Below are 21,483 nucleotides of genomic sequence, written 5' to 3' on the forward strand. Positions count from 1 at the left end.
CTCGCACAAGGATGAAAGGAGTCAGGAAAGACTTATGTCACAACGGAAACGCTTGGCCGCTCTTATGTTAATGCTGTTTACTCTGCTGCTTGCAGCTGCATGCGGAACCCGGGACGAAGGAGGCAGCTCCCCCGCCGCGACAGGCGCCTCGCAGCAAGAAAGCGGGACGACGGCCTCGGAACCGCAAACCGAAGAGGCGCAAAGCTCGGAGCAACCGGTTAAGGAATCCGCAATGGAGGAACCGGTCACCCGCGTCGTCTCTACGATTAAAGGAGATGTGGAGGTGCCGAACCGTCCCGAGCGCATCGTCGCGCTGTATATGATCGGGGACGTGCTGTCCTTCGGCATTACTCCCGTCGGAATATCGGACGTGTACGAAGGAGCGGCTTTCTGGGACCAGCTCGACGGAACAACGACTCTCGGAGAATGGTTCAAGCCGAATCAGGAAGCCATTATCGCGCTTGACCCCGACCTGATTTTGGTGCCAAGCGACGAAACTTACGAAGCGCTGCGCAAAATCGCTCCGACCATCCTCATCAATACGTTCGAGCAATCTCCGGAGGCGACGATTGCCGAGCTCGGCGAGGTGCTTGGCAGGCAAGAACAGGCGGCGCAGATGATCGCGGATTTTCAAGTTAAGATGGAGAGCGGCCGGAAGAAGCTGGACGACGCCGGATTGCTGGACAAAACCGTCACCCTCGTCGAAGGCGGCAGCAAAAACGTGATGTTCACTGTGGCAAGCCTGGATTACGGAAGGGGCTCGCAGGCGATCTACCGTCACCTCGGTCTTAAAGCGCCGGAACTCGTACAGCGGCAGATCGATAAAAATACGGCCAATCCCGATGAAGAGGGAGCGCTGTCCCTCTCCTTCGAGATTCTTGAGGATTACATCGGCGATTACGTGTTCCGTTCCTCCTACAAAGGAATGGCCGACCTGAGCGGCAACCGGCTGTGGACCGGAATTCCCGCCATTAAGGAAGGCCGGCTGATCGAAATTCCGTTCGGATTTTGCTATTACAGCGATTTCTACTCGCTGAACAAACAAATCGATTACATTGTTGACGCCTTGATTGCCGCATCCAAGTAATACGAAGGGCTGTCCGCCGCTCGAAGTATTCGAACGGCGGACAGCCCTCGCGTTGCACCGTTACCTCCGCCCCATCAGCTTCCGTATCCGTGCGTCTGGATTCGTGCCGAGCTCGCGCCGAAGGATTTCCTCCAAGCTGCGATATTGCCGCTCCGCCTCCTGATGCCGGCCAAACTCGATGTACAGGCGAATCACCTCATGATGCACATCCTCCCTGATCGAGTCCAGCTTCAATATGTCCTGAAAGTAGCTTAGCGCCCTATGCGGCTGGTCGGAGTCCAGACTGTGCCTGGCCGCGAACTCCAGCAGCTCGATATAGCTTCGCTCCAGCCTCCGCGATTGCTCGGCGGCCCATTCATACGCTTTTCCCTTCAGCAGATCCCCTTTGTACAACGCCGCCGCTTGCTGAAGCAGCTCCGCGCTCGGCTCGGAAGCGTCCTTGATCTTGTCCAGCAGCCGCTCGAACTCGTACAGGTCGCACTGCAGACCGCTATCGTCGACGCGGATTTCCTTCTTGCCGGATATGAAGCACGGACTCGCTTTGATTCCCGCAAGCGTTCGGCGAATGTAATACAGGTTCGTATTCAGGTTGTTCAAGGCCTTCTCCCCGTGCAGGTCGGGCCAGAGCGCCTCGACCACCTCTTCTCTCGTCGCCGTCCTGTGGCAGACCAGATATGCGAACAACTCCTCCGTTATCGGACTCCGCAGCTTGATCGGCTCGGCGCGTTCGTTCTCCTCGAATTGAATGCGGATGTCCAAACCGTTGAACAAGGTTACCGACAGCATAGAGCTCGACGTTTTCACCCGGGGTCGCTTCTTGAGCTTCTGTAAAGTTTTGGATACTCTCTCGGCGGTAATCGGCTTCAAAATATAATCCAGCGCGCTCATATCAAACGCTTGAACGGCATAATTGTCATATCCGGTAACGAACACGATGTCGATCGAATCGTCCAGCTCCGCAAGCAGCTGGGATAGCCTCATTCCATTAATTTCAGGCATCGAGATATCCAGAAAAGCGACGTCGATCCGCTGTTCCTTCGCGAATTCATAGGCTTCGCGCGGGTTGGAGAACACCGAGCATTCCCCGATTGCCCCGCTGTCCAGCAAAATCCGCTTTAATCGCTTAATGGCCAGCTTTTCATCGTCTACGATAATCACACTCAGCATAGCTTCATTTCCTCCCATGTGCCGGCTGCGCGGGAATCTCGAAAGCAACTGTCGTTCCCCGATTCTCTTCGCTGTGAATGCGCAAGCTTCTTCCATATAGAAGCTTTAGACGCTGACTGATATTCCACAGCCCGATACCGGGCCTATCGGTGCCGTCGCCCGGACTTAACACCTCGCTTAATCTCTGTTCGCTCATCCCCCGACCGTTGTCCTCCACCGAGAAAATTACCTCTGCATCCCGCTGTTTTACGGACAATTTCACGACGCCTCCCTCGGCGCTGGCCATTAAGCCGTGCCGGATGGCATTCTCCACGAGCGGCTGCAGCACAAGAGGCGGAATCCGCAAATCGGGATGAGCCTCGATTTCATAGACCACGTTTAATCTATCGCCGAACCGGGCTTCCTCGATTTTGACGTAAGCGCCGACCAGCTCCAGTTCGTTCTCCAGCGTTGTCAGCGAGTCCAACTGCTTAAAGTCGAAGCTGCTTCGCAAGTAACACGACAGCTGCAGCGTCAGTTCCTCCGCCTGCTCCGGTTCGTCCACGCACAGCTCGGCAATGGAGTTCAGCGCATTGTACAGAAAATGAGGATTGATCTGCGAGCGCAGGAAGGCGATTTCCGCGTCTCGGGCGTTCTGCACGGAAGCCTTAAGCCGGGTCAGGCTTCTGACGCGCGCCATCAGCTCCTCCGCTTCATACGGCTTGCCGACGAAGTCGTTCGCCCCGTTGTCCATCGCCGTTTTCATCTCGCCCTCCCGATTGTTGGCCGTCAGCATTAATACCGGAAGCTCGAATTGGGAATAGCGCTCCCGGATTTTTCGCAGCACCTCGTAGCCCGACATGTCGGGCATCCGAATATCCAGAATGACCAGATAAAAATCCCGGTTCGCCGCCAGCTCCTCCAGCGCCTCTTCTCCCCGCCCGGCAACGACAAACGGATACCCTTCCAGCTTCAGCAGGTTGATCATCGATTGCAGGTTGGCGTAATCGTCGTCGACGATCAGAATGCGCTCGATCCTGCTTCCGCCGACGCGAGCCCCCAAGTTGCCGAACGCTGCAACGTGCATGGAAGCATCCGGCTCTTGCTCGTCCGCCGCGGCCGTGAAGGCCGCTTCGCCGACGGAAAGAGGAAGCGTAAACGAGAACACCGAGCCTTCGCCGGGCGTCGAATCCGCGTGAATCTCTCCCCCGTGCAGCTCGACCAGCTTCTTCGTGATGCTCAGCCCTAGTCCCGTTCCCGCCGCCGCTTCAGGTGCAGCAGCTGCCGCCTGCTCGAACGGCGCGAATAGCAGCTCCCGCAAATGCGGGGCAAAGCCGGCTCCCGTATCGGTGACGCGCACCTCGGCGTTGTCACCGACCGTCCCGGCGGTTACGACGACGTTCCCGCGCTCCGTGAATTTGACAGCGTTGCCGATCAAATTGTGCAAAATTTGCACAAGCCGGTTGCCGTCGGCGTGAACGGGCGGAAATTGGGCGGGAATTTCGTTCAGGATGCGAATCGGTTTGCCTCCGAGCAGAAACAGATGGAGGCCGATAACCGAATCCACGTATGATTTCAGATCGATATCGCTCTTGTGCAGCGCAATATCGCCGTATTTCATTTTCGAATAGTCCAGCAGCTCGTTGACCAGATACGTTAACCTTCTCCCGCTGTCTCTGACGATTGTCAAATTGCTCGCCTGCCGCTCGGTCATTTGCCCTTCCGCGCCTTTAAGCAGCGTGTCTGTAATGTTCACGATAGCGTTGAGCGGCGTTTTCAGCTCATGGGACGTATTGGACAGAAACTCGTCCTTGATCTTGTCCATCTGCAGCAGTTGGTCCTTCATCTGCTCCACCGTCGAATAAGCGTCGAAGAAGCGCATCACGATCAGGAACAGGAGCATCAGGTTAAAAGAGACGATGTAGAGCTGGCCGAGCCACATGCTCTCCTTTAATGAAAAAGAAAATAAAATGAGATCGATCGAATGGAGGGTAAAGCAAAGCATCGCCACGAACAGCAAAAACGACTTCATCCGCTCTTCCCGCTCGCTCTTGAGGAACAGCGCAGCCGCTCTCAGCAGCAGCCACAGCGTCAAAGACTCGTAAGCCAAAATAATGAGCGGCTCGACTTTCGTATACGTCGGAATCGGAAGCGCGACGATCAGCGCGATATAGACGGTCAGCAAACCGATGAAGCCTCTGACGAACTTGAGGGACAAAATATTTTTTTTCAATCTATAGAAGAATAGCGCGAGGAAAATAAAGCAGGCCATCGAACAGATGTCCTTCACCTTGAAGATCAGCTCGAAAGGCATATGTATATATTGAAGCAGTACGCGCTCCCCGATCAAGCCGTTAAAGATCGCATAGCACGCGCAAGTGAGGGTAAGCAGCAGCAAAGAAGCGTCGCCGTTTCGATGTCGAACCGTCGCCGCGAAGGTGACAAGGTAGATCAGCGTCAGGGCGGCTAGCACCGCAAACGCGCTCAGTTCCTGAGACTTGCTCTTCTGCTGGGACGCGAGCATCGCCGCCTGGCCGCCGAAATAAAGCGAAGCCGGAATGCCCGAATTGGCGTAATCGAAGTTGGCGACCTGCACGATCAGCTCGATCTCGCCCTTATCCGCCGAGAAAAAGCCGATGCCGGGCACATTGCCCGCCTTATAACCGTCGGCATTGTCCGCAGGCCTGCCATCCTCGAACAGCTTCTTGCCGTTGGCGAATACGGCGCTGGAAAAGCGGATGTTCGTCTTCTTGACGGCGTACGTCTCGTCTGCGGGAACGTTCTTCAGCACCATCCGATAAGTCGCGAAGCCGTGAGCCGGCAGCTTCTCGCCGCCGACCGTTTTGCCGTTCCATTGCGAAGGAACCCCGATATACGAAGAAAGAGCCGGCTTGTCCGCACCCCCTCGCCCGAAGTCTTCCGGGGACAGCAGCTGTCCCCAATAAAACTCCCATTCCCCGTCCAGCTTAATGCGCGGCGACTGCTCGGACCGCCAGCCGGACAAATCCATAACGCCCTGCCGCACCCGCAAGCCGTCGGCTTGGTCGGCGCGGTCCAGCTTCATGGACAACGGAATCAAGGAAATGAAAACAAGGACGATCAGTACGACCGCAACGGCTCTTCTAAGCATGACTTTCTCCCCCGGCTAAGCTGAATCTTAATTACCACTATAGCAGGAGGAGCACTTCATCGACAGACTATTTGGCGAAAAACATCTCATTCTCCCCTTCGGTGAGAGCTTGCTCGACGATTCGGCCGTCCGCAAGAGGCAGCGTCAGCCGCGCTTCCATCCCCGCGGGAATCGTCGCACGCACGCGCACTCCGCCGTCTGTCCGCTCCCAGCGGGCAGAGACCGGTCCAAACGGCGTGGCGATCTTGCCTTCGGCGAACGTCAGGCTGTCCGGCATATAGGGACGGATCGTCGTTTTGGCAAAGCCCGGCGTCTCCGAGCGAATACCGACGATATATTCCTGAAGCAGCCTTGCCGGATAACCGTTCCAGGCGTGAGAGTGGCTTTCGATATCCTCCCACCCTTCCCACATCGTCGGCGATCCTTGAGCGATCATATGCCCCCAGCCGGGATACTCCGTGCGGTCGAGCAGCGCGAACGCCTCGGCCTCGCGGCCGTTGTCGAACAGCATGCGCAGCAGCGGCAGCGACAGCACCGTCCGGCATTCCCAGCTCTGCTCCGCTACGGAGGCGATCGCCCGCTCCCGGTCTTCATCCGGCACCAGCCCCGCGGCCAACGCGATCGCCGTCACGCCCTGATGGCGGGCATCCGACTCCGAGCTGTCGCGGAATCGCTTGCGCTCCCTGTCGTATAGCTGCTCGACGATCCGTTCGCTCAACCGTTCGGCGTGCTCCGCGTAGGTCCCGCCTTCCTTCGCTCGACCGATCAAAGCAGCCGCTCGGCCGACCGCTCGCAGCGCAAGGACGAGCTTGATCTGCTGCACCGTCAGGAACTGCCCTTTATGCTCGACCGAAGGGTAAGGCCAATCGCTGATGTGCCAGCCTTTGTCCAACGGCACGAGCCCGGTGTCCGCATCCCGGATGCTCAGGAAGTAATCGACCATACGACGCGCCGTCTCGTAGCCATTTTTCAAAATACCGACGTCCCCGGAAGCTTCGTACGCCTTCCACATCAGCGTTGCGTAATGCAGATCCCATTCCGGAATTTGAATATGGAAGTCCGGATTCTCGTAATTGATCGGCGCTACGAACGGGAAAGTGCCGTCCTCCAGCTGCGCATCCGTAAAATCGGCCAGCGTCTTCGCCACGACTTCGACCGCTTCGAAGTTGTACAACAGCGCCTCCGCCTGCAGATCCGTATCCGCGGTGTACTGCGCCTGCTCCCGGTGCGGGCAGTCGACGGTCTGGCCCAGCGTATTGTTTTTCTGCGTGCGAATGCAGGCTGCATACAGCTTGTTCAAATGTTCGGCCGAGCACGAGAATTCGCCGGTCTGAGCCATGCCGGTATACGCCCAGCATACCGTCACTCCCCCTTCGGCGATCTCGAGCGGATAACCCGTCACTTCCACATAGCGGAACGCCTTGAACGAGAAATCCGGCTGCCATGTCTCCAGTTCGTCTCCGCGCATCGTATATTCATCGTAGTAACGGTCGGAAAACTCATTGGTAACGTTGTGCTTAACCCGTCCGTTCTCGTCCAAATCCTCCGAATAACGCAGTCGAACGACCGTGCCCTCGACTCCCTTTAACGCCAGCCTAGGCCAGCCCGAGACGATCGCTCCCGCATCGAACACCTGCGCGAACTCCGCTTCCCCGCCATTGGGCTGCGGCAGCTTGACGCACTTGATCTCCTCGGCGATCGCTCCTTCGGGAATGCGCTGCGCCTCCATCGGCCAGTCGTCGCTACCGATCAGAGCCGGCTTCGCCATTACGGTTGCGCCTTCCTTCCGCCAGCCCGCATAGCGCCACTCCGGGTCCAGCTTACGCGCATCGTAAGCCTCGATGGCCGACACCCTGCGGTTTTGCTGGTACGGGGTTCCGACGGCATGGGGCATTTCCTTCAGAGCCTGCCACGACGCATCCGTCTTCACGACCTTCTCCGTCCTGTCCTCGTAGACAAGCTGAAGCTGAAGCCTGAAGCCCGGCAGACCGTCGTAATAATTCTGGCCGCTGCCGCCCAAGTAATGGGCATCCGCCGTCAGGCAGTTGCGGCCGTCCGCCAGCAGTTCGGTGACGTCGTAGGCCAAATAAGCTTTGCGTTTCTCGGGGTTTGTCGGAGCCGGGGAGACATAGCCCCCTAACCTCGTCCCATTCACATACACCGCGGCCGTGTGGTGCGCCGAGTAGAACAGGAGCGCCCGCTTCAGCGGACCGCGAACGGAAAACTCCTTGCGGAAATAGGCGAAATCGTTCACGCGGACCCGCCGCGAACGCCAAATCCAGAGCGCCTCCCATTCCGTGTTCAGCTCCTTGCGGTGCACAACTCTCTTATTCTCGTATCCCGTCATCCCTATCGTCCTCCTGCGGCCTTTTTTTTCAGCATATCATGCTTTTTTTCGTTGCTTATAGGGGGTTCGACATGCTATTAATAGGGCATATACATCCTATTCGCAAAGGAGAAGGTTTATGGCCTCCGCCCCGTTCACGCTGGAAGGCAAGCAGTTCTGGACGCCCGATTTGCCTATCGCCGCAACTAGGGAACGCGAACGCTTCTCGCTGCCGATCCACATTCACGATTTCGTGGAAATTCAATATGTCGCCGAGGGCAAAGGCTTTCATTATATCGGGAACGAGCGGCTGTACGTGGAAAAAGGGGATTTCTTCATCATTCCGATCGGCACGCGCCACGTCTACCGTCCCGCTTCGGAAGCTCCCAAGGACGAGCTGATCGTGTACAATTGCCTGTTCGACCCTTCGGTTCCGGACGTGCTGGCGCGCGCTTACCCGTTGCCGGAGGAGGCGATGTCGCTCCTGTCCGGGCAGGGGCAATCGTATCGCAGATTTAAGGACTCCTTTCATGAAGGAAAAGCCTGCATGGAGACGCTATATCGGGAGTATCAGGCGAAACTGCCCGGATACGAAGCCGTTCTGTACGCCCGGTTGACGGAGCTGATCGCGTGCTTGTACCGATTGGAGCTATCCGGCAGAACGTCGGCTTCCGCGATGTCGCGGCTAGCTAAAGTGCTGGAGTATATCGAGCGTAATTACGATCAGCCGATCGTTCTGTCCGAAGTCGCCGCCTTGCTCCCAGTCAGCGTCAGCTACATGCAGCGCATGCTCAAAAAAGCGACGGGGCAATCCTTCACGGAATACGTACAAAACCTGCGCATTAAAAAATGCTGCGAGCTGCTGCGACAAACGGCGATGCCCGTGAAGGACATCGCCGCGCAAGCGGGCTACCGCGATCTGAAGTTTTTCCATGAGTTGTTCCGCAAAAAAACGGGACAGACGCCTGGAGAGTATCGGAACGGCGAAGAACGGAAGGCTTAGCCGACTTTCGCGCAGGCAAACAAAGATGGCCGATTACAGATGCCCCGCTTCGGACGAGCCGCGGACTCCGGCGAAGGAGCGAGCGGGTCGGTTCAGTAGCGCCGTGCATGCAGCCAGCACGGCCAGCCCGGCTCCGGCCGCATACATGGTTCCATAGGAGAACCGATCCGCCACCGGTCCCATCGCGAATCCTCCCAGGGAGACGCCGAGATCGGCCGCGGCCAGGAACAGGCCGACCTGGACGTTCCGGGAAGCTTCCGGCAGCACGAAGGTCAAGTAAGAAACGAGCGTCGGATAGATCAGAGCCTGGGACAGCCCAACGAGAACGGCCGAGACGTAAAAAACGATGGGACCCCCTACCTGTGAAAGCGCGAGCAAAGACGCCCCGAGTCCTGCACACAGGCAAACCGCGCCCAGAAATCCGGCGGGCCAGCGGCCGTCGGACGGAATGCGCTTGCTGAGAACAAAGCGGCAGACGACGATAACCGAAGCCTGGATCATGAAATAAACGCCGGCATGTCCGCCCTCGATCTGCTTGGCGTACAGCGGGGTAAACGTCGACACCGCTCCGAACACGACGGAGGCGAGCAGCATTAGCCAGCAGCTTACGAGCAGCGGACGACGGCCGCGCAGCCGTTCGCCGGGGCCGTGGGCCGTCTCCCCGGCTTCCGGGTGCGGCCTAACGGCTTCTATCGGCGCTCGATACCCGAACAGTCCGGCAGCCAGCGCCAGTCCGATCAGAACGAGCGAGAAGGCGTCCATGCCTCCCCAATCCCAAATCCCCAAAGCAACTAGCGGCCCGAGGACGGTCGGCATGTACGTCGACAGCGAGTACAGCGACAAGCCCTGGGAGCGCTGCTCCTCGGGCAAGGCGTCGATAATGCCGATCTGCAGCGCCATCGAAAAAAAGGCGGTGCACACGCCCTGCATGACGCGGGCGGCCAAATAGCCTTCCAATCCCGCGAAGGCATACGTAACAAGCGCGGCTCCGTTCACCAGCAGAAGGACGCGAAGCACCGCGGCAGGGCCGTGCCTGCGAATCAGATGTCCGGCCAACGGCCGGAAAAACATACAGGTAAACATATAAGCGCCCATAATCAGGCCGATGCGGCCGTTGCTCGCTCCCAGCTCCTCGCTGCGCAGGGGAACGATCACGTTCAGCATCGCATTGGCGCTGAAAAACAACAGAGCGAGCGCATACAAGCGCAAGAAAGGCGCCGATAGAGCCTTGTCCGTCATCGTTCCCCTTCGCCTCCGTCCTGTTGCTTGCATACCGAATTTGTGAACTCGCACGCCTGCAGTGCGGCCGTTGCCGTTATCGGCGCGCCGATTCGGCGTAAGCCGTCTCGTTCATGCGCAGCGTGGTTTCCGGAACGTCAAGCGACTCCGCCAAATCGGGCCGATAATTGGCTTGCTCCGCCGGACGCACGCTCCACGGCTCAAGCCTTCTCGCCAGCCCGCGCAGCTCCTCCGGATCGGCTGAAGCCGCCGTCCCTTGCCGCGCCGTCCCATCTTCGCTGAACAATGATGAGGCATAGCGTTCCCCGCCATCCGACGCCATGCAGACGACCCGTTCGCCCGGCAGCAGCTCTTGGGCAAGCTTCAGGGCGACGAGCGCGCATGCCCCGCTTGACGGTCCTACCAGAATCCCTTCGTGGCGGGCCAACGTTCGGGCGGCGAGAAACGCTTGATCGTCGGGAATTTTGTAGGCGCAATCGATAAGCTCCAGATCCAGGTTGGTTGGCGTCCAGCTCAGGCCGATGCCGGGAATCCGGTACGGGTTCGTCTCTCCGCCGAAGATGGAGGAGCCGATCGCATCCACTCCGACGATCTTCGCCTCCGGAGCCTTCTCGCGGATATACCGCGAAATGCCGCCCAACTGTCCGCCGGTGCTGACAGCCGCGACGAAGGCCGAGATCTTGCCCGAGCAGGCGTCCATAATCTCGCGTGCCGTACTGCGAAAGTGCGCTTCTCCGTTCAGCAGGTTAAAGCATTGGTCGGGGCGGAAGGCGTCGGCCGTTTCCCGCGCCAGTTTGTTCGCGAGCGCGATCCGGGTTTTATGGTAGCTTCCCGAATCGTCCTGCTCCGTGACGACGATAATTTCCGCTCCGAACGCATGCAACAGCGCCAGATTGGCGTCCGTCGTCTTGGGATCGACCAGAATAAGGACGCGATAGCCTTTGGCCGCTCCGATCATCGCCAGAGAGATGCCGAAGTTGCCGCTGGAGGACTCGATGATTGTGCCTCCAGGCCGCAGCAGACCTCTGCGTTCGGCTTCCTCGACGATGTACAAGGCCGGACGATCCTTGACGCTTCCTCCGGGATTGAAACGTTCGTATTTCAACAGCACCTGGGCTTCGCCGGCCCGGTTTGTATTTGGAATCGTAATGAGCGGCGTACGGCCTATCGTCTCCAAAATTCCTCTGATCATAGATGGGCCTCTCCCCTTTCCTTATCCTAAGCCGGCCTCCAGCTCGCCGGCGCATTGCAGCAGCAATCGCGTATAAGGCTGACGGCTTTCGAGATGCAGCGCTTCTGCCGGCTTCACCTCGCAGAAGCTTCCTTCGTTCATAACGGCGATGCTGTGGCAGAAGGAGCGCAGCACCCGAACATCGTGCGAGATCATGATCATGGCAAAGCCGAATTGACGATGCAGCCGCTGCAGTAGAGCGAGAATTTGCGCCTGGACGCTCATATCGAGCGCGGACACCGCCTCGTCGCAGATTAGCACGTCCGGCTGCAGGATCAGCGCCCTGGCAATCGCAATTCGCTGGCATTGGCCCGTGCTGAGCTGCGGCGGCCTTCTCTCCTGCAGCTCGTCGGCAATTCCGGCCTCGTTAAGATAAAACCGGGCCAGCGCTTCCCGCTCCCGCCGGCTCCCGATACGCAAATAACGAAGCGGCTCCTGAACGAGCTGCACGGCGGTGCGACGCGGATTCAGACTGGCCCTGGCATCCTGGAACACGAGCTGGATACGTCTGCATATTTCCCTCCTCGCCCTGCCGCGCAAGCGGACAACGTCCGTTCCCCGATAGAGGATGCGGCCTCCGTCGGGCCGTTCCAAGCCGGCGATACACCTGGCCAGCGTCGACTTGCCGCAGCCGCTTTGCCCCAGAATGCCGACGATATCCCCGCGGTGCAGCGTCAGATCGAGCTGCCGAAGCACGGGCCTCTTATGGAAGCTCTTGTCCAGCCGGCCGATTTCCAGCACCGGCTCGGAAGCCGTCGGCATCTCGTCGGATCGCCGCGGGGCATCCGCGATCCGCGAGCGCGAGGCGATCAGCTTGCGCGTATACGCGGCTTGCGGACGGGAGAGTACGGCTCGGGCTTCGCCCTCTTCCTCGATGACCCCTCGGTTCAACACGATGATGCGATCGCTGACCGCATTCGCTACCGCGATGTCGTGAGTAACGAGCAAGATAGCGACGCCGTGCTCCTCTCGCACCCTCCTCAGCAGGTCCAGCACCTCCTTCTGGCTGACCGTATCGAGCGCCGAGGTCGGCTCGTCCGCGATCAGCACGTCCGGCTTCAGGCAAAGCGACAACGCGAGGCACACTCGCTGACACATGCCCCCGCTCAGTTGAAACGGATAGCGGTCCAGCATGGCGGTCGGATCGGAGAACCGGAGCTGCGCGAGCAGCCGGACTCCGATACCGTCGGCTTCCTTGGCGGAGGAGGCAAGCCGGTGGAATCGCAGACTTTCCCGGAAATGCGCTCTAACGGTCAGAAGGGGATTAAGCGCCTGCTGCGCGTCCTGGAACAGCAAGCCGATCTTTCTGCCGCGAAGCTTGCTCCAAGGCACGCCGTTCGCGGTCAGATCGACGGCCGCGCCGTCGCCGACAATCAGCTCCCCGCCGCCTATCGCGGCGGATGGGGGCAATAGGCCGGTCATCGCCTTGGCGATCGTCGATTTTCCCGAGCCGCTTTCTCCGAGCAGCGATACGATTTCACCTTGGCCCAGCGCTAACGAAAGCTTGCCGAGCACCGGGACGGGCCGACCGTTCTGGGTGTATGAGACCTGCAAATTATGGAGCCGCAATGCGGCCGGACGGTTCAGCTTTGACATCCGCATCCCTCCTAGACGTCCGATTTTTCGTACGGATCGAGCCGATCCCGCAAGCCTTCGCCGATCAGGTTAAACGCCAGTACCGTCAGCACGATAAACAGAGCGGGGCCGAGCAGAATATGCGGCGCCTGCAGGAAATGATCGCGGCCGTCCGCGAGCATGCTGCCCCACTCGGGAGCCGGCGGCTGCGAACCGAGCCCGAGGAAAGACAGCGCCGCGACGGACAGAATGAGGCTGCCAAGCTCGAACGTCGCCAGCACGAGGGACGGGCCGAGCGCTTTCGGCAGCAGTTCCCGCAGCAGCAGCGAAGCGCTCGATGCGCCGAGCACGCGGGCCGCTGCGTAGGACGTCTCGCTCTTGGCGTGCAGAGCGGCGCTGCGAGCCAAGCGCGCGAAGCTTACCCACCATACCGAGACGACCGCGAGCAGCAGATGAACGAGGCCGGTGCCGAACAGCGCCGCGACAAGCATTGCCAGCACCATAAACGGGAAAGCGAGCAGCACGTCGATCAGACGCATCAACGCGGCGTCAAGCGCCGACCCGTGGAACATCCCTGCCAGCAGGCCGACAAGCAGACCGATCGCCAGCGCTGCGGCGAGTGCGGTCAAGGAGGCCAACAGCGTGCTTTGTCCGCCGTGCAGCGCGCGGGACAGAACGTCTCTGCCGAAGCGGTCCGTGCCGAGCGGATGCTGCAGGCTCGGCTTCTCGAGCCTTTCGGACGCTTGCTGCTTCAGCGGATCGTGCGGGGCGAGCCAAGGCGCGCCGAGAATCGCGACCGCCAGCAGACCGAGCAGCGCCAGCCCCGCCAGCAGGCTGAGGGCCGGTCTATTGGAATTGTAAGCGAGCTTGTTCATGTTCATAGCGCCTCCGCCTTGTCTTTGCCGGCGATTCGGGGGTCGAGAAACCCGTACACGACTTCCACGACGAAATGAATCAGAACGACTAACGAAATCATGACGATTGCATACCCCTGAATGACCGGATAATCCTTGAGCATAATGCCGTCCAGTGCGTATTTCCCGATTCCAGGCCACGAAAAGACGCTTTCGATGACGACGGCCCCGCCGATCAGCGCCGTCAGCGACAACGCGATCATCGTGACGAGGGACAGCAGCGCGTTGCGCAGCGCGTGCCGGACGACATGCCTGCGATCGAGACCTCTCGCCAGCGCGGAAAGCACGTAGGTTCGACCAAGCTCGGACAGCAGCTGGGCTCTGACGAAGCGGGCGAATTGCGCGGCCCCGAGCAGGCCGAGCGTCGCCGCGGGCAGCCATAATCTGCCCGGACTCGCTTCGCTGCTGATCTCGTACGCGCCCAGCGTGACCGCAAATAAGGACAGCAAGGCCAGACCAATGACAAATGCTGGAGTCGAAGCCAGCGATACGCAAGCCAGCCGAATGACGTTATCGGCGAGTTTGCCGGCTTTAAGCGCCGACGCCGTTCCGAGGAACATACCGAGCCCGACCTGCACCGCCAAAGCGGAGACGGAGAGCGCGAACGTCGCCGCCAGCCGTTCGGCAAGCTCCCCGCCGACGGCCCTTCCCGTATAGATAGAGGAGCCGAGGTCGGCCTGCAGCAGACGCTTCAGCCAAGACGCATATTGCGCGGCGACGTTCTCGTTCAAGCCGAGCTCCTCGCGCAGCTGCGCCGACTTGCGGTCCAACAGTTGCGTATCGCTCAGCGCAACGTCGGTTCCCGAGCCGAGCAGCAGCTTGACCGGATCGCCGGGAGCGAGCCGCACGAGCACGAATAGGATCAGGGTCGCTCCCAGCAAGGTGACCAGAGCCTCCAGTAGCTTTCGCACGATCAGTCTGCGCATGGGCGTCTGCCTACTTCGCTGCCAGGCTCAGATTGGCGTTTACGACGTTCTCGAACTGCCGGAAATGCGGGACAAAGCCTTGCAGCCGCTTGCTGACGGCAGTAATCTGCGGACGCGGGAACAGGCTGACAACCGGGGCCTGAAGCGCGACATGCTCGTTGATCCGCAGCGCCAATTGGCGGCGCGTCTCCTCGTCGGACGCCTCCGACAGTCCGGATAGCAGACCTTGGGTCTCCTTATCGTCGTATCCGCCATAATTGGCGCTTCCCTGCGGCGAATACTGCCCGGACAACAGGGCGAATTCCTCTCCGAACGTGCTCCACGCCTCGATCGAGGCGTCCCAGTCCCCGGACTCGCGCGCCGTCTCGATCAGGCTGTAATCTCCATGCCGCACTTCCGCCTGAATGCCGACTTGCGTCCACTGGTTCTGCAGCGCTTCTCCCAACGCCTTGTCTCCGCCCCATGTCATCAGCCGCACAGTCAGCGGCTCGCCGTCCTTGTAGCGGATGCCGTCGGAGCCGAGCTGCCACCCCGCCTCTTCCAGCAGCTGCGCCGCCTTCTCCGGATCGGACTTGTCGTACACCGCACTGCGGGCCTCGGCGTAAGCCGGATTGGAGCTTAGCCAAGTCGCGACCGGAAAGCTCTGCCCTTCGGCGGCCAGCACGACCAGCTCTTCCCGATTCAGCGCCCAGGACAGCGCTTGCCTCACTCGGACGTCCTGAAGCTGCGGACGGCTTACATTCAAATAGATCGTCTGCGTGTTGGCCGCCGGCGTCGCCGATATTTCCGCTTCCGAACCGTCCTTGAACTGCGTCAGGCTCGTCGGGCTCACGTTTAAGGCGACATGGCTTCGTCCGCTCAGAACGGACAGCACTCTCGTCTGCTCGTCGGCGATCTCCTCGTAGACGACCCGCTCGATCCGCGGCTTCTGTCCCCAATAATCGTTATTGCGCTCCAACGTCATTTTTTGTTTGGGCGTAAACTCGACTACCCGGTACATCCCGGTCAGGTCCATCGTACCCACCGCATCGTGCTTGGCCTCGGCATTGTGAAGGATCGTCTGATAGTAGGACAGGTTAAGCGGCACAGGCAGATGCTCCCGTTCGGTGCTTACCCGGATCGTCAGCTCGTCCGCCTTCGCGAACGTCAGCTCCTTCAGGAACGGCTGCGCTTGCGGATCCTGCGATTTGGAGCGCTCCAGCGAAGCGATTGCCGCGTCGGCGTCCAGCGCCCGCCCGCTCCAGAAACGGATTCCGGGCTTCAGCTTGATCTCCCATGTATGCGCATCCGTCTCCGTCGCGCTGTCCGCCAGCTCGGGCAGGACCTTCCCGTCCGCGTCCACCTTGAACAGCGCCTCGGCGGCGCCGATATTGCGCAGGTAGCTGGATGTCAGCGGCTGGACGGGGTCCAGCGAGGCTGCGATCTCCTGTCCGGCCACGATCAACTCGGTTTCCTCTTGCGGGACTTCCGCGCTCGCGCCCTGCGAAGCGGTTTGTTCCGCTTGATCGGCTTGGCCCGCTTGGCCGGTTTCGCTGCCGGACTGTGCGTTATTATTGGCTCCCGAGCACGCCGTAAGTGTAATCATTACGATTAGAAAAAGAAAAAAAAGCGATTTTCTCATAATTTAGATTAGCCTCCACTTATTCATGATCTTATTTTCCACTGAGCTCGTAACTGTACACCTGCGTAGCTCCCGCGCTGAACTGCGTGAACGGGAACGGCTCGGCGAGCAGCGCTGTTACGCCCCGGCCGACGAATCGCGCGACGATTGCGCTCCCGGTCTGAGCGTACACGGTCAACGGAATCCGCTTTTCCCGCACGCGCTCCAGCACTCGGCCGAACGTTCCGTTGCCCAGCGTCATGCCTGTGCAGATCACGTTATCCGCGCGGTCGAGCACCTTCTCCATATCCTTCTCCACCGCTTCTCCCCACTGCGTGACCTCCAATTGCAGGTCGCAGGGCAGACAGTTGCCGCCGCGCTCCCGAACGGCCTCCGCCAGAGGATTGACCACGCCGATTAGCGCCACGTTCTGTCCGGGCGATATGCCGGCCATATCCGCGATCCGTGCGTCGCGCTGTCTAGCTTTGGCGATCGGCGTCCCGGCGGCGATCTCCGCCATGCGGGAGCAGTGCTCGGCATGCGGGAGGACGACGCCCAAATACGCATCCATTGCCGCGATCCGCACGGGCAGCTTCTCGTCGCGCAGCGCGTCGGCAAGCGATAGCCCCGACAGCCGTTCCGCGGCGCTGCCGTCCGATTGCTCTTCCGTGTGCGAGCATGCTCCGAAATAACCTTCCGATCTCAGCAGCAGGTAGTGATTGCGATACTTGGTCGGCGAGGACGGGAACTGCGTCGTCTGGTATATATAAGAGGCTCCGGTTACCGGCAGATTCTCCGGCGCCGTCCCCCATTTTCCCGCTAAAATTTCTTCCCGCAGCTCTTCTACCGCCTCACTGTCGACTATCAACCGCCGCTTCACGCACGACTCCCTTCCCGCTCGAAACGGATAGCGAGGCGTTCAAGCGCCGCTTCCGCATACCGTCTGGCGTTAGGTCCCGCTTTGTCCTCGGCGATCGCATATCCCAGATAACAAGCGTTGTCGATCGGAGCGGCGACCGCCTTGCCCGCGCAATCCGCAATCGTATGACGGACGATGTGCTCGTCGGCGTCCAGCGTGCCAAGTCCTTCGATGCGCGCCACGGTTCCGCCCTGCGAAGGGACGAGGAACATGACTGCGGCGCTCGCGATGCCGGTGTCTGCCGGAGAGATGGAAGGAGCGAGACCGAGGGACAGTTCGACGAAGCAGCGCAGCAGATCGACGCCCGTTACCCTTTCGATCAATTCCACTATGTAGTTGCCGGCCGTTCTAGGGTTGATCTCGACAACTCGCGGTCCCCGGGAAGTCAGCTTGACCTCCGTATGAGCGATGCCGCGATCGAAGCCGACAGCCTGCAAAGCGCTTCGGACATACCGCTTCACCGCCTCTTCCGTCGCTGCGTCGAGCTTTGCCGGAAACATATGGCCGTTCTCAATAAAATAAGGAGCGCCGGTCACCGACTTGTCCGTAATGCCGAGAATCATCGCGTCGCCGTCGCGGCTTACGCTCTCAACGCTGATCTCCTCGCCATCCATGTACTCCTCAAGCAAATACGCGGGCTCGCGCGGCTGATCCCGGAAATTGAGCGGGAACGCTTCGAGCGCCCGATAAGCCTCCTTCAGCTCATCGCCGCTGCGGATCAAGCGGACGAACGCGCTGGAGGCCAAGTCCACCGGCTTGAGCACGAGAGGATAGCCGATCGCATCCGCAGCCTTCTCCGCCTCGTCCCACCCGTAGACGAGGCGATAGCGCGGATTGTCCACTCCCGCAAGATCCAGCGCCTGCCGCATCAGATGCTTCTGCCTCGCCTTCTTCACCTCCCGCGGAAACGGACAAGGAAGACCAAGCGCCCGGGCGACCTCCACTGCCGTTTCGATGTAGTAATCGCATACAGTTATGACGCCGTCGAAGCGGTACGACCTCAGCCGTTCGATCAAGCTCGGAACGTCGTTTGTCTCCACTTCGAGCACCTCGTCCGCATACCGGAAAACCGGATGGGCCTCCCCGCTGAACAAGCTCCCGTAATGCGCGGGCCTGCGCGTCACAAACGTGTAGCTGTGCCCCATCTCCTTCAGAAGCGGCGGCAGCAGAACACCGCTCGCCCCGACCCAGCTTTCGATCATTAAAAGATGTGCCATCGTATCCTCCTTGGTTTTATTCGTAATTATTACGATTAAAACGAAGTATACAATGCTGTGAGAATGATTGTCAATTGTTTGCTAGAAAGAAAATTAGAGCTAACCTTGAGGATAGGCGACGTCGGCGAAACGGTTTCTCTGGCGGGGATTTTGCGACTTGCAGTAATTTCTAAGCCGAACCAGCGAGCTTGCAGCACGCATTCCCGCCTTTCGCACACTCTAAGCCGAACCAGCGAGCTTACAGCGCACATTCTCGTCTTTCGCACACTCTAAGCCGAACCAGCGAGCTTGCAGCACTCATTCCCGCCTTTTCGCACACTCTAAGCCGAACCAGCGAGCTTGCAGCGCACATTCCCGCCTTTCGCACACTCTAAGCCCACCCAGCGAGCTTGCAGCACCGGACAAAGTAGAAAAAGAGGACTCGCAGGGGAAGCTTTCTCCCCGTCGAGTCCTCTGCCTTGTCCGCAAGCACTGGATATCCTTAGACGATCGTTCATGTCGTCTCGCAACCACCGCATATCCTTAGACGGTCGTTCACGTCGTCTCGCGACTGCCAGATATCCTCAGACCGCCGTTCAAACCGGCCGAGTCTCCGGCTCGAAACGGCTTCAAGCCCTATGCCTCACCGCTCGCACAGCTTCGCGTCCTCTAGCGTTCCCGCCTCGGGATCCAAGCGGAGCGTGCGGATCTCGAAGCCGTTCAACCGGACTTCGTGATGGATGCCGAGCGCCGGAATCGACACGTTCGTCGTCTGCGCGGAGCCGGTCGGTTCGAACAGCCTCAAGATGTAGCCGTCGCCGCGCTCCTCTTTCTTGAACGCGCTAAGCTGCGCTGTGCCTCCCTCCAGTCGGACAAAGGCCCCCGGCTTCTCCCCGTCGCCCGAAGGGAAGAACGACAGCGCGAACGGTTTCTCGTTACGCATGTCGGCCTCGCGGTCGACGACGGCGCGTCTCTCCGCCAGCGGTCCCGCGTTGAGCCAGAACGTATACAGCCGCTCTCCCTGATCGATTCTCGGCGAGAAGCGGTCCTGCGGCAGCAATGGCCGATCATAGATCGGATGAGCGCAGTAGCCCGGGCTTCTCAACAACGACAGGCGCATTTCTCCGTTCCGGCAATCCGAGCCGTAGATGCCGTTGTTGATACAAGTCACCGCCCGGTTCTCTTCCTCCGACTGGACCGCCACCCATTTTTGCGCGACCGCCTCGTCGCCATTAACCGGCAGCTCCTGTGCTCCGAAAGCGGTCTGTCCGACGTACGCTCCATCCTGCAGCACCGTCGGAATCGACAGCTTCAGCATCTTGTCCTTCTCGTTCCAGAACACCCGAACGTGCACCTCGAGCTCCGTTCCCCGCTTAGGCAGCTTGTAGGTCAGAACGATCGCGGACTCGCGGTAAGCCAGCACAGCCTCGACGACCGTGCGGACTTCTCCGTCCTCGATAACTCGCACGGAGGGCAGCAGCCTCTCTTTTACGCCAGAAAAATCCGTTCCCTCTCCCGGCTTCATCAGAGTAAAAGCGCCGATATCCGGCGAGAATGCGTGCGTATCCATCCTCCAAGGATCCTCGTTGTCCTGTACGACAATCGGCCGGAAGGCACCCGGCAGCAGGAACGACTCGCCCCCGACGGCATATTCGTCGATCAGACCGGTGGCCGCGTTGATGACGACGGACAGCTCGCCGTTCGAGAAACGGAAGACTCCGTCCGAAGCCTGAAGCTCCGGCTCCGGCTTGCGTTCCAGCATTTCGATGCGGCAATCGAAGCGGTTCATCGAGGAAGGCGCGAGCTCGGCTTCGAAGACGACCCGCTTGCGCCAGTCGAGCGTCAGGCTGCTGAGCTCCTTCTCCGGCTGGCTCGGAATGCGCGCGCCGTCGCGATAGACGACCGGCAGCGAGAACTCGTCCTTCCAGTTCTGATCCTCCAGCATGAACTCGCATTCGAAGACGCCTCGCACCGGAAAAGGATGCGGATTGTAGACGAGCACCGGATACTCCTTCAGCTCGGCTTTGGGTTGTCCGGCGGCAAGAGCAAAGAACGCTCTCGCCTTCAGGCGAGCCGCAATCTCCAGTCCGTGATCGAGCAGGCGCAGTGCCGATTCCTCGGCGGGCTGTACGGAAGTGCCCGGCAAAATATCGTGAAACTCCGCCAGCAACAAATCCTTCGTCGCTTCGCGCAGATCGTCCGCCGGATAGGCGAGACCCGTCTGCAGCGCGGCGGTCGACAACATTTTCTCCGTCATATACAGCTCGTTCTCTAATTGCCGGTGCTTCTGTTTAATGCGGATCATCGACGTGTAGCAGCCGACAAAGCGCGGGTTCAGATCCCCTTCGTAAGAAAGAAATTCCTTCGTGCCGCGAACCTCACGGAAATAGGCTTCCGGCGTGGAATGCACGATGTCGCATTCTTGAGAGTCGTCCATCAACTCGCGAATCTTCCTTAGATCGATGCGGGAAGGGCCGCCTCCGTGGTTGCCGACGCCCCACAGCACCATCGTCATCGATCCGTCCGGAATTTCCTCCCGCAGCCGTTCGATCTTGAGATGCGCCTCCCCCAACTGCGTGTTGTAGCCGCCCGCGATGCGGTGCGCGATCACCTCGCTGCCGTTAAAGCCCTTCCAGGCGAACTCTTGCGCGGGAGCTTTGTCGAAGCCGTCGGGACGCATGAAAATGTAGGAATCGTAGCCTGCCTGCTGCATAATCTGGACAAGCCCGCGCGTATGGCCGAAAGAATCGAAGTTGATCGCCGTCGTCGGCTCGACGCCGAACTTGTCGCGGAAGTACGTTTTGCCGAGCAGCATCTGGCGGACGAACGATTCTCCCGAAGGCATGTTGCAATCCGGCTGCAAATACCAGCCGCCCATGATGTGCCATTTTCCTTCGCGGACCAATCTCTGGATTCTCTCGAACAGCGCCGGCTCGTATTCTTCCACCCACTGATAGAGAATGACCTCGTTATGGTTAAACACGTACCCGTCGAATTCCTCGCAGAAATCCGCCGCGGCGCGGAAGGTCGATACGGCGGCGGCCGCTCCTTCCTCCCACTCCCACTGCCATACCGGGTCCAAATGGGCGTTGCTGATCAGATGAAGCTTTTTCAAAATCATCCCTCCGATTCGCATAGTCGCTTTCACTCCCATTGTCCCGCAGCGGCGGCTGTTCGGTAAATCGACTATT

Annotated in this window: 14 protein-coding genes; 2 read left to right on the forward strand and 12 right to left on the reverse strand. The window is 59.7% G+C overall.

Going from position 1 to position 21,483, the window contains the following annotated elements:
- Positions 1–34: 34 nt before the first annotated feature.
- Positions 35–1,087, forward strand: coding sequence for an ABC transporter substrate-binding protein (locus J4772_RS20895; protein WP_209071244.1), 1,053 nt, complete (start codon positions 35–37; stop codon positions 1,085–1,087).
- 60 nt (positions 1,088–1,147) lie between these two features.
- Here J4772_RS20895 and J4772_RS20900 read toward each other — a convergent pair whose 3' ends face one another.
- From J4772_RS20900 to J4772_RS20910, 3 genes are all read right to left on the reverse strand, one after another.
- The gene (locus J4772_RS20900; RefSeq protein ID WP_209071245.1) at positions 1,148–2,254 is read right to left on the reverse strand and encodes a response regulator; all 1,107 of its coding nucleotides are present in this window, start codon (positions 2,252–2,254) and stop codon (positions 1,148–1,150) included.
- A gap of 4 nt (positions 2,255–2,258) precedes the next feature.
- The gene (locus J4772_RS20905) at positions 2,259–5,363 is read right to left on the reverse strand and encodes a sensor histidine kinase (protein ID WP_209071246.1); all 3,105 of its coding nucleotides are present in this window, start codon (positions 5,361–5,363) and stop codon (positions 2,259–2,261) included.
- A 67-nt stretch (positions 5,364–5,430) separates the two neighbouring features.
- The gene (locus J4772_RS20910; protein ID WP_209071247.1) at positions 5,431–7,710 is read right to left on the reverse strand and encodes an alpha-L-rhamnosidase; all 2,280 of its coding nucleotides are present in this window, start codon (positions 7,708–7,710) and stop codon (positions 5,431–5,433) included.
- A gap of 118 nt (positions 7,711–7,828) precedes the next feature.
- Between J4772_RS20910 and J4772_RS20915 the strand changes: the two genes are divergently transcribed.
- On the forward strand, positions 7,829–8,692 hold the full coding sequence (locus J4772_RS20915; RefSeq protein WP_209071248.1) for an AraC family transcriptional regulator: 864 nt from the start codon (positions 7,829–7,831) through the stop codon (positions 8,690–8,692).
- 33 nt (positions 8,693–8,725) lie between these two features.
- On the opposite strand, the gene J4772_RS20920 is transcribed toward J4772_RS20915, so the two are convergent.
- From J4772_RS20920 to J4772_RS20960, 9 genes are all read right to left on the reverse strand, one after another.
- A complete protein-coding gene (locus J4772_RS20920) occupies positions 8,726–9,931 on the reverse strand; it encodes a staphylopine family metallophore export MFS transporter CntE (RefSeq protein WP_209071249.1) in 1,206 nt (401 codons plus the stop codon).
- A gap of 76 nt (positions 9,932–10,007) precedes the next feature.
- A complete protein-coding gene (locus J4772_RS20925) occupies positions 10,008–11,123 on the reverse strand; it encodes a PLP-dependent cysteine synthase family protein (protein ID WP_209071250.1) in 1,116 nt (371 codons plus the stop codon).
- A gap of 21 nt (positions 11,124–11,144) precedes the next feature.
- Entirely contained in the window at positions 11,145–12,758 is a 1,614-nt protein-coding gene (locus J4772_RS20930; protein ID WP_209071251.1) for an ABC transporter ATP-binding protein, read from the reverse strand.
- Positions 12,759–12,769: 11 nt separating this feature from the next.
- The gene (locus tag J4772_RS20935) at positions 12,770–13,612 is read right to left on the reverse strand and encodes an ABC transporter permease (RefSeq protein ID WP_116063370.1); all 843 of its coding nucleotides are present in this window, start codon (positions 13,610–13,612) and stop codon (positions 12,770–12,772) included.
- A gap of 2 nt (positions 13,613–13,614) precedes the next feature.
- A complete protein-coding gene (locus tag J4772_RS20940; RefSeq protein WP_209071252.1) occupies positions 13,615–14,577 on the reverse strand; it encodes an ABC transporter permease in 963 nt (320 codons plus the stop codon).
- A 10-nt stretch (positions 14,578–14,587) separates the two neighbouring features.
- Positions 14,588–16,198: an ABC transporter substrate-binding protein gene (locus J4772_RS20945; protein ID WP_247740797.1), complete on the reverse strand. Its 1,611-nt coding sequence runs from the start codon at positions 16,196–16,198 to the stop codon at positions 14,588–14,590.
- 31 nt (positions 16,199–16,229) lie between these two features.
- Positions 16,230–17,057, reverse strand: coding sequence for a Rossmann-like domain-containing protein (locus J4772_RS20950; protein WP_209071253.1), 828 nt, complete (start codon positions 17,055–17,057; stop codon positions 16,230–16,232).
- Positions 17,054–18,313, reverse strand: coding sequence for an ATP-grasp domain-containing protein (locus tag J4772_RS20955; protein ID WP_209071254.1), 1,260 nt, complete (start codon positions 18,311–18,313; stop codon positions 17,054–17,056). Before J4772_RS20955 ends, J4772_RS20950 begins: the two co-directional genes overlap by 4 nt.
- A 622-nt stretch (positions 18,314–18,935) precedes the next feature.
- Complete coding sequence (locus tag J4772_RS20960; protein WP_209071255.1) at positions 18,936–21,407, reverse strand: glycoside hydrolase family 38 N-terminal domain-containing protein; 2,472 nt, start codon at positions 21,405–21,407, stop codon at positions 18,936–18,938.
- Between the last annotated feature and the right edge of the window lie 76 nt (positions 21,408–21,483).

It is taken from the genome of Cohnella sp. LGH, assembly GCF_017671885.1.
Taxonomy (GTDB): domain Bacteria; phylum Bacillota; class Bacilli; order Paenibacillales; family Paenibacillaceae; genus Cohnella; species Cohnella phaseoli.